Origin of the sequence: Streptomyces sp. NPDC005181 (genome assembly GCF_040608395.1) — a bacterium.
Taxonomy (GTDB): Bacteria; Actinomycetota; Actinomycetes; order Streptomycetales; family Streptomycetaceae; genus Streptomyces.
Genome location: NZ_JBEXID010000154.1, coordinates 1 through 9532, shown reverse-complemented (window position 1 = coordinate 9532; position 9532 = coordinate 1). Strand labels below are relative to the sequence as shown.

General features: G+C 68.0%; 6 protein-coding genes and 1 pseudogene. 5 read left to right on the top strand and 2 right to left on the bottom strand.

Annotated elements, in window-relative coordinates; all coding sequences use genetic code 11:
• The first annotated feature begins 465 nt into the window (after positions 1–465).
• Complete coding sequence (locus tag ABZV38_RS38180; RefSeq protein WP_356333285.1) at positions 466–2769, top strand: competence protein CoiA family protein; 2304 nt, start codon at positions 466–468, stop codon at positions 2767–2769.
• Between the two features lie 187 nt (positions 2770–2956).
• Here ABZV38_RS38180 and ABZV38_RS38175 read toward each other — a convergent pair whose 3' ends face one another.
• Positions 2957–3151: a hypothetical protein gene (locus tag ABZV38_RS38175; protein WP_356333283.1), complete on the bottom strand. Its 195-nt coding sequence runs from the start codon at positions 3149–3151 to the stop codon at positions 2957–2959.
• 645 nt (positions 3152–3796) lie between these two features.
• Between ABZV38_RS38175 and ABZV38_RS38170 the strand changes: the two genes are divergently transcribed.
• The 4 genes from ABZV38_RS38170 to ABZV38_RS38155 all read left to right on the top strand — a co-directional run bounded on the left by ABZV38_RS38170 (position 3797) and on the right by ABZV38_RS38155 (position 9146).
• Complete coding sequence (locus tag ABZV38_RS38170; protein ID WP_356333280.1) at positions 3797–4348, top strand: hypothetical protein; 552 nt, start codon at positions 3797–3799, stop codon at positions 4346–4348.
• A gap of 826 nt (positions 4349–5174) precedes the next feature.
• Positions 5175–6473 (top strand): cytochrome P450, encoded by a 1299-nt coding sequence (locus ABZV38_RS38165; RefSeq protein WP_356333278.1) that lies wholly within the window; start codon positions 5175–5177, stop codon positions 6471–6473.
• Between the two features lie 62 nt (positions 6474–6535).
• Entirely contained in the window at positions 6536–7723 is a 1188-nt protein-coding gene (locus tag ABZV38_RS38160) for a cytochrome P450 (RefSeq protein WP_356333287.1), read from the top strand.
• 412 nt (positions 7724–8135) lie between these two features.
• Entirely contained in the window at positions 8136–9146 is a 1011-nt protein-coding gene (locus ABZV38_RS38155) for a LacI family DNA-binding transcriptional regulator (protein WP_356333276.1), read from the top strand.
• Between the two features lie 54 nt (positions 9147–9200).
• Here ABZV38_RS38155 and ABZV38_RS38150 read toward each other — a convergent pair.
• Positions 9201–9532 (bottom strand): annotated as a pseudogene (locus ABZV38_RS38150) (hypothetical protein); the annotation flags it as partial.

Sequence of the window (9532 nt, the reverse complement as noted above, 5' to 3'; positions counted from 1 at the left end):
CGTCATGCTCACCCTCGCCGGCAACAAGCCCACCCTGCCCGGCCGCCAACCCCGGACAGAGTGACCCACTCATGAAGCAGGAGAGCCAGAAAATGGGCAGGTCAGGACATTTTCCGTGCTTACCGTTACTCTGCTCGGGTGTATGACACGACCGACCTTGTGGCGGCTCATCAGGCTGCCGTCCAGACCGAAGTGGGTGGCCGGCCGAGCAGGAGTTGCGACAGCAGCCGCGAGGTGAAGCCTTGGGCAGTGAACCCAACGCCGATGGACCGCTGCCCGCAGTGAGCGCCGTGCTGAAGCAATGCGCTCCGGCCCGTCCACCCGGCTTGGCCTGACGTCGATTGGTGCTGATGGATCCGGCCATGGACCGTTTAGGCCGGCGACCCACGGCTGGCGAAGAGCCCACGCATCAGGGGCCACCCCAACCTGCCGCCACTCGTTATCCCTGCCGCCCGGAGCCCGTCCATGTACCTTGACGAAGAGGACACCCGGAAAGTCCAGACAGCCGTCTTCGGCGGTCCTGATTCGGACACGCCGGTGTTCCTACCGATGGATGCTGTGGATTTTGACGTGTTTGTCCGGCGTTACCCACAGCGCACTTTCTACTGCGGCAGCCTCCTCGGCGGCTGCGGCAACAGACTCTCCGCGAAGAAATACAAGGACAAGAAGTGTCACTTCGCTCATGTGTCGCCTGTGCATTGCCGCCGGGCGGCGAGTGACGAGAGCAGTGCTGACCATCTCTACATCGGGCAGGCCGTTGCCCATTGGTTGAAGCAACAGAATCAGAAATATGTCCAGATCTCGTACAAGCCCAAGAGGCGCCAGGTCCGCGAGGTCGTCGATGTGCGATACGCCGCAGGCGGACGACTCGTGCGCGTACAGATGGCCCGCCAGTCGAAAAGTCTCTGGGAGGCAGACGATACGGCGCTCCGGCTGAATCGGGAGTCCGTTGAATGGCTCTTCGCCCCGGACAGCATGGTGGCCAACTGGCAGATGGACAAACAGGGGTACGCCCTGCGCGTTCAATGCCGGACCCAGGGAACATCGCGCGCAGTAGAGATCGGCACCCAGTTCCCCGACATGCCTGTCGAGTGGACGAAGCTCTCGGAATGCAGAATCACCTCCGACGGGATCGTCACCCCAAGCCTTATCCACGGTGCGCAAGGGATCGTGCCGCGGCACAGCGTGCCCGAACCTGCCCCAGTCGCCGCCTCCGTTTCGCAGCCCGCTGTCACCCTTCAACTCGCCGCTGAAACAGTTACGTTCACTGCGGCCGTTGCGACTGACCCGAAGATTGCCCCGCCGGAGCCCTTGCGGCTCCTCTACGACGCCGAGGTGCATCCCCTCGGCTCAGCCGTGACGCGTGCCCGTATTTCCCTTCCGGCTCGGGCGGGCATCCCGGAGTCTGCTCACACCTACATGTTGCTTGACGCCGTTCTGACGTACGGCGGACCATCACAGCATGTCGCTGACGGCTGGTTGATCACGGCCCAGGGAATGCGGCGTGTGGGGGACCCGGCAGCGCCGCAGGGCAGTGGTACGCATCCCGGGCACGTAACGCCACATCCGGCGGAGGGGATCGCTGCCAAGGCCACCGCGGGTGCTGCCGCCCTGCCCGGCGATCCGCAGATCGTTGAGGTGTTCCGTGAGACGTTGGAGGCTGTGGCGCGGAGTCGAGGTGTTGTGAAGGCGGCGACGCTTGCCGAGCGAGCGCAGGTACCACTGGAGACTCTTACCTTGGAGCGGTGGCGGGACCTGCTCATCGAAGTTGAAGGCCCTCGCACGCCCGGGAAACCGTTCATATCCGCGCTCATCAAGGCTCCGGGTGGCGGACCCGCCCCGTTTTTCCGGGATGTTCTGTTCGGGCTGGGCTGGACGCGTGACTTCTCGAGCGCGGAACTCCGCGCCATCTGGGATCGGGATCGCCGTCGCGTTCATGCGGCGTTCCGCAAGTCGACTGTTCAGCCCGCGCCCTCATCACAGACGCTGGCACCCGAAACAGTCCGCCCGAACTCGGCGGCGAACAGGAAGAAGCGGCTTGGCAGCCAGACGGGCCAGCTGCGGGCAGCGCACGACGCGTTGCTGGACCAAGCGCATGAAGCACAGGCAGCGGAGGATGTCGAGGCTGCGGAACAGACAGCACTCCTCCTCGACCAATTGGCCGGGAGCGGAGAATCTACGGCCGTGCTCGACGAGCTCATCGCCTGGATCGTGGAGAAGAGGGCCGAAGAGCTCTACGCGTCATGGCAGGACCTGGCGGCTCTCCTGGACCGACTCGACAGCGAGGGCGACGACCTGCATCCCGATCAGCTGAGGCGTCTCCTGAATCAGGCCGAGGAACTGGCGGAGCACGCGGGGGACGAGGTCGTCGGAGACGATCGCCGTCATATCGAGCAGTGGCGCGATCACCTGACCATGCTGAACGAGCGACCTACTCTGCGGGAGATACGGAGCTACGCAGCAGCCGTGCGCCCCGTCGTCGAACGGGCCGCACGGCAGGGCCGTACGACCACCTGGGCAGAGCTCGGCCAACTGGTCAACCACCGGTTGGCGTCACTGCACCCTGACGACAAGGTGGCTGTCCTGGTCGAGGTGGACCGAGAAACACCTCAACGCAAGCCGCTCTACTCGGTGCTCATTGCGGGACAGGGGAACCGCCCTCACTCGCTCATTCCTCAGGTGCTCTTCAATCTCGACCGTCCGGTACCGCCGGCTGAAGCGATGCGCATGCACTGGCGCATGGCGCTGGACCACCATCGGGTCCTGTGACCTCGGCCGGTATCCGCGAACCGGACTGACGCCTCACCCCATCCGGCCCCACTGCGAGATACGGTCCGGACGGTGTCCGCCGGCCGGACGACACGTTGCTGCCCGGTCCGGACCGAACCCCTCAGTGGTGCTGCGTGGCGCATTCGGGGCGCTCGGCAAGAACGTCGGGAGTGTCCGTGCCGAACCCCTACGTCACGCTCTGCGTTGCCGCCGCCTTCGCGCGTACGGGACGGCGCTGCCCGGCCTGTGGGTCCCGGTGCCTGGCGAGCAGGACCACGGCACTGACCAGGGTGATCAGCTGCGTGGCCACGAGAAGGGACATGCCTGCGGTGAAGCCGTGTCCGCCGTCCGCGGCGATCGCCGCTCCCATGAGCGTCGGCATGAACGCCGACACCAGGTCTCCGACACCGTTGACCACCCCCGCAGGCGCTGCCGACGCTGCCCGCCAGGGCGTACCGCTGTACCAGAGTCGGAATCGCAGGCCCCTGCAGTCCCCAAAATCCGCCGGCGAGGATCAGTGCGGTCACCGAGACGCCGGCTGAGGTGGCAGAGACGGCGAGGGTCGCACAGCCCCCCTGGCCCGGTGCTCTCGAGCAGGAGCACCGCGGGGAGTCGCCGCCGCGGAAGGCGGTTGATGAACAGGCCTCCCAGCAGTCCTGCGCCCAGGCTGATGGTGAACGGCAGCGCAGACGGCCGGCCGGTCTGCGTCGGGGAGAAGTGGCGCGCCTGCAGCAGGTACGACGGCAGCCAGGAGGAGGTCCCCACAAGAGGGCGAGGGTGGCGATCTCGATGAGCAGGATCCAGCCGAGAGCCGCGGCGTTCGTAGGGCCCGGACCAGAGTGGACACCAGGACACCAGGATGCCGAGACCACGAGGGCTGCCCGCGGCGGGAAGTGGGACCTGTCCTCCGTCCCTCTCCGATACGCGGTCGCGGCCTGCAACGCGGTCGCGGCCGCCCGGGCGGATCAACAGCAGCACCAGCTTTCCTGGCTCTCTGGCCTGGGAAGCTGGGCCGTAGGCTGTCGCCATGCTGCTGATCTACGACGGGGAAACCACCTCTGACGCGCCCGTGCCCCGTACCGGCGGTATTCCGCTCGTTCCGGGCGGATTCGTCTGGCCGACGTGCCGCGAGTGCAGTGGGGCCATGCAGTTTCTCGCCCACCTGCCCCTGCCGTTCGGCGTGGTCGCGGTGTTCTTTTGCCAGAACGACCCCGGTATGTGTGACGACTGGGACGCGACGGCCGGCGCCAACGGCGCCTTCCTGTTCAGTGGCAATCTCTCCCCGGCCGCTGTTCCCGCCGAGGGCGAAACGCTGCTCGGCGCGGTCACCGCCCTGCGCCCTCACCTCGACGACGTATACACCGAAGAAGCGGTGCTTGGGCGGCTGGGCGGCGAGCCTGACTGGCTCCAGGGTGACGAGACCCCGGGCTGCCCTTCCTGCGCCGCCCGCATGACGTTCACGGCCGAGCTCGAAGAGGGTCACGACTTCGCCACCTCGGCGAACTTCGGAGGCGGGGGTCGCGGTTATGTCTTCAGCTGTCAGCCCTGCGGCAAGGCCGCGTTCCTCTGGCAGCGCTGATCACTGCCCGAGGCGGCCGTGCGCGCAGCCATAGCCGGATTGCTGCGACGGTGACGGTGACACAGTGCGCGCCGCCCGTGGGGGCGCCGGCGACCCGGCGATACCGGGGCGTGACCGAAGCCGCCCCGATACTTGCCGGGCGGTCGCCTCGCAGCGGACAACGAGACTGCCGTACGGGGTTCCGGCTCCTGGACACGTCAGGAGTCCCTGGCTCCGGACATGCGTCAGGGGCCACCCGGAGACGGCCCCCGACACTGTCTTGTGGCTGTTCCTCGCTACTTCCGCAGCTCGACACGGTGAGGTCGAAGCGGTCGCAGACCTTGTTGTCCGGGTCCTCGGCGGCGGGCGGACAGTCGGTGGGGCCGCCGACCGTCCCCTTCGGATAGACGGGGCTCTGCCACGTCACGCTCTTGTGGGCGTCATCGAGCACGGCGCTCGCGGGGGTCGCCGCGTGGGCGGGTTCGGCGGGGGCGCCGAGCAGAGCGGCGGCCAGGGCGGCGGTAAGTCCTGCCGCGGCCAAGGCCGGAGGGCGGGACCGGTGGTGAAGTCTTCGCACGGGATACATCCCTTCGAATCAAGCACTGGATGTTTGTAAATGCTTGAACATGCGTAAGATCGCGCAACTTCTCGCGCGAGGATTCACCATTACGCAGGTGCATGTCAACGGGTGGTTGCGGGGTCCGGTGCGACTCGGAGGGCGTCGTGATCAGAGATGTGGAGAGAGTGATCGCGATTGGCGTCGAAGTTTCACTCCGCATCCCTATAGTGGTGCCGCGTTGATCGTGGGTACGCAACGCGAGTCGCCGCCGCCAAAGGAGTCAGCTCGATGACGCGTCCCTCAACTGCCGGTCCCACGCCTGCGGAACCACTTGGAGGTGGCTGCCCCGTCCGGCACGGTGCGGGCGCCGTGCCCCTCAGCGGTCCCGAGTTCCATACCGAGCCCCAGGCCCTCTACCGCACCATGCGGCGCGATCACGGCCCCGTCGTGCCGGTCGAGCTGCCCGGCGGGTTCCCCGCCTGGCTGATCATCGGCTACCGGGAGCTCCACCAGGTCACCAGCGACGGCGAGTTGTTCCCCCGGGACGTCGGTCTCTGGAACCAGTGGGAGCACATCCCCGAGGACTGGCCGCTGCTCCCGATGGTCGGGCGCCCGATGCCGTCGATCTACTTCACCGCGGGCGCCGAGCACCGTCGCCATGCCGAGATGGTGGGGGCCGCCCTGGAGGGGGCGGACCCGTTCGAAATCCGGCGCCACTGCGAGGTGTTGGCAGACAGGATCATCGACGACATCTGCACACACGGCACGGCCGATCTGGTCGCGGATTTCGCCGAGCCGCTGCCCGTGCTGGTCCTCGCCCGGCTCGTCGGGTTCCCCGACGCGGAAGGGGCCGACATCGCCCGGGTGCTGAAGGACCTGGCCGACGGCGGGCCCGAGGCACAGAGCGCCTACGTGAGGTTCGGCGAGCACATGCAGCGGCTGGTCGCGGCCAAGCGTGCGGTGCCCGGGGACGACGTGACCTCGCGGATGCTTGCGTACCACGAGCCGTTCACCGAGGAGGAGTTCGTCCTCGACCTGATGGCCGTCACGGCCGCCGGGCATCTGACCACGGCCGACTGGATCAGTAACTCCCTGCGGCTGATGGTCACCGACGACCAGTTCGCCGACTCCCTGTCCGGCGGCCGGCACAGTGTCGCCGAAGCGATGAACGAGGTCCTCTGGGAGGAGAGCCCGACCCAGATCCTCGCCGGCCGCTGGGCGGCCCGGGACACCCGGCTCGCCGGCCGGTCCATCCGGGCCGGGGACATGCTGCTGCTCGGCCTGGGCGCGGCCAACTCCGATCCGCATGTGCGGCAGCACCTCTCCACCGGCCACTCGTCCGGTCAGGGCGGCAACAACGCACATCTGGCGTTCAGTTACGGCGAGTACCGCTGCCCGTTCCCCGCCCAGGAGATCGCCGAGACCATCGCCCGTACCGGGATCGAGGTGCTCCTCGACCGGCTGCCCGATCTCGCCCTGGCAGTACCCCCGCAGACACTCGTCCGGCGGCGGTCCGCCTTTCTGCGCGGGATGGAATCGCTGCCCGTCCGGTTCAGCCCCGTACGTACGACAGGAGACTTCTCGTGAACTGCCCTCACGCCGCTGCCCACGAGGCCGCCCCGGCCGGCGGGACCGTGGTCATCGACCCCATGGTCCAGGACCTGGACGGTGAGACGGCACGGCTGCGCGACGCTGGACCGCTCGCCAGGATCGAGCTGCTCGGTGTGCCGGCCTGGACCGTCACCCGGCATGCCGAGGCCCGCCAACTGCTCGTCGACCCCCGCCTGGTGAAGGACCTCGACGCGTGGGGGCTCTGGCAGAGCGGAGCGGTGACCCACGCCTGGCCGCTGATCGGCATGATCGATGCCGGGCGCTCCATGTTCACCGTGGACGGCGACGAGCATCGGCGACTGCGCACCAAGACCTCCCAGGCGATCACACCGCGCCGACTCGAAGCGCTACGGCCCGACATCGAGAAGTTCACCGAGGAGCTGCTGGACGCTCTGGCCGAACAGGGCAAGGACGGCGTGGTCGACCTCAAGTCCGTCTTCGCGCAGCCGCTGCCGATGCGGGTGGTCGGCATGCTGATGGGCGTCGAAGAGGCCGAGCACCCCATGCTGACGAAGAAGTACAAGGCCTTCTTCTCCATGCTCACCCCGCACGAGGAACGGATGGCCCTGCTCGCCGAGCTGGACGTCTTCTATGCCGCACTCGTCCGCGAGAAGACCGCCCGGCCGACGGACGATCTCACCAGTGCGCTCATCCTTGCCGAGGAGGGCGGGGACCCGCTCACCGAGGAAGAGGTGGTCGGCAATCTCAAGGCCATGGTGGCGGCGGGGCACGAGACCGCCATCGGGCTGATCCTCAATGCGGTACGGGCCCTGCTCGCCCACCCCGATCAGCTGCGCAAGGTCCTCGACGGCGAGATCCCGTGGGAGACGGTGATCGAGGAGACGCTGCGCTGGGACACGCCCACCACACATCTGCTGATGCGGTTCGCCACGGAGGACATTCAGGTCGGCGACGACGTGATCGCCAAGGGGGAGGGCGTCGTCATCTCCTACCGGGTCATCGGCCGTGACGTCGAGCAGCACGGGCCGGATGCCGATGCCTTCGACATCACCCGGCCGACCCCGATCCGCCATATGACGTTCGGCCACGGCCCGCACATCTGCCCCGGAGCCGCTCTCTCGCGGGTGGAAGCGGGCATCGCGCTGCCGGCGCTGTTCGGTCGGTTCCCCGGTCTGCGGCTCGCCGTGCCGGACGAGGAGATACGCAAGCTGCCGGTGATGACGCAGAACGACCTGGAGTCCTTCCCGGTGCTGCTGAACGGCTGACCCGTGGCGCTGCCGCCGCCGTCGTCCGCGCGGCGGCGGCCTCACACCGCCGTGCACGGGGGCCGTGGGACTATATGACCTGGTTCGGTGCCATGTGCGCGGCCGGTCCGGAAGGCGCGCTCGATGTGGCGGAGCGGCACGCGGCCTATTGTGTGCGGTGCCGCCTGCCTTGTGCCGGTCGCCAGGGATGGTGTCCCGCCCGGCCTGGTGTTCAGCGGCATGTCGAAGCGCTTCGACACCACTTCTGGACACCTCATGCGAGCCGGTCTAGGCTCGCCATGTCTGTGCACGTCGCAGGCGGAAGAGTGGGACTCGAAGCGCTTTCGAAGCGCTTCGCCGAGCCGGTCGGTGTGCGCCGGTAGACGCCGTCCGTCCGCCGTCGAGCCGCTGTCGTCCTGTGATGGAGAGCTGAATGGTCACCCTTGCCGAGGTCGCCCAGCACGCCGGAGTCTCCGCGAGCACGGTGAGCTATGTCCTCAGTGGGAAGCGGTCCATCTCCTTGTCCACCCGGGAGCGGGTGGAGCGAAGCATTCAGCAGCTCGGGTACCACCCCAACGCCGGAGCCCGCGCGCTCGCCAGCAGCAGGTCGAACACCATCGCACTCATGGTGCCGCTGCGCACCGACATGTATGTGCCCGTGATGATGGAGATCGCCATCGCCGTCGCCACCACCGCACGTACGCACGGTTACGACGTCCTGCTCCTGACCGGGGAGGAAGGTCCGGCGGCCGTTCGTCGGATCGCGGGCAGTTCGCTCGCCGATGCCATGATCCTGATGGACGTGGAGCTGCACGACGAGCGACTGCCGCTGCTGCGCGAGAGCGACCGGGCCGCCGTGCTGATCGGTCTTCCCGCCGAGACGGAGGGGCTGACCTGCGTGGACCTCGACTTCGAGGCGACCGGGGCGCTCTGCGTGGAGCACCTCGCCGGGTTCGGCCACCGTGAGATCGCGATGATCGGCGAGGCGGCCGCGGTGTACGAGCGGCACACCGGGTTCGCCGAGCGAACGATGGACGGCGTACGGGCGAAGGCGCAGGAGGCCGGGGTGCGCGTGCTGCACCGGCCCTGCGAGGGCGGGTACGACGCGATGGAGCGGACGCTGGCCCGGATCTTCGACGAGCGGCCGGGCACCACCGGGTTCATCGTGCAGAACGAGTCGGCGGTCGAGCCGCTGCTCAATCTGCTGCGTCAGCAGGGGCGGGCGGTGCCCGAGGACGTGTCGGTCGTCGCCATCTGTCCCGAGCAGCTGGCCTCCCAGGCTTCGGTGCGCCTCACCTCGGTCGCCATACCGGCACAGGAAATGGGGCGGCGCGCCATCGAGCAGGTCGTCGCGAAGCTCGGCGGTCGCGGTACGGACGAAGTCGAGCTGCTGGCACCGGAGTTGACGGTCCGGGCGAGCAGCGGTCCGGCTCCCGTCCGCTGACTTCACGCAGCGAACGAGCCGGCCCCACGGGGGACCGGCTCCTTCTGCTGCGGGTCAGCTGGACGAGACGCTGAACCCGTTCGTCATGAAGTCCAGGCCGCCGGACGACGACGTGATCTCGTAGCCGAACTGGACGTCACCGATGGTCTCGTTGCGCCGTCGGCTTACTGAGCTGAAGTGAGTGGTGGTGAGCGGAGTGAGTCCTGTCGGTGGGTTTGGGGGGTCTGGGGTCGAATGGGTGACCTTGTTGGCTGTGCTCGTTGGGCTGGGTGACACGTGTCCGGCCTGGGTGGGGGTGATGTGGTGGGTGGTTTGCGGAAGCCGGCGGCGTCCTTCGTGGTGCCCGGGCCTTGCGGGGTGGCGGTCCGGGACCGTCTGGGGCACCT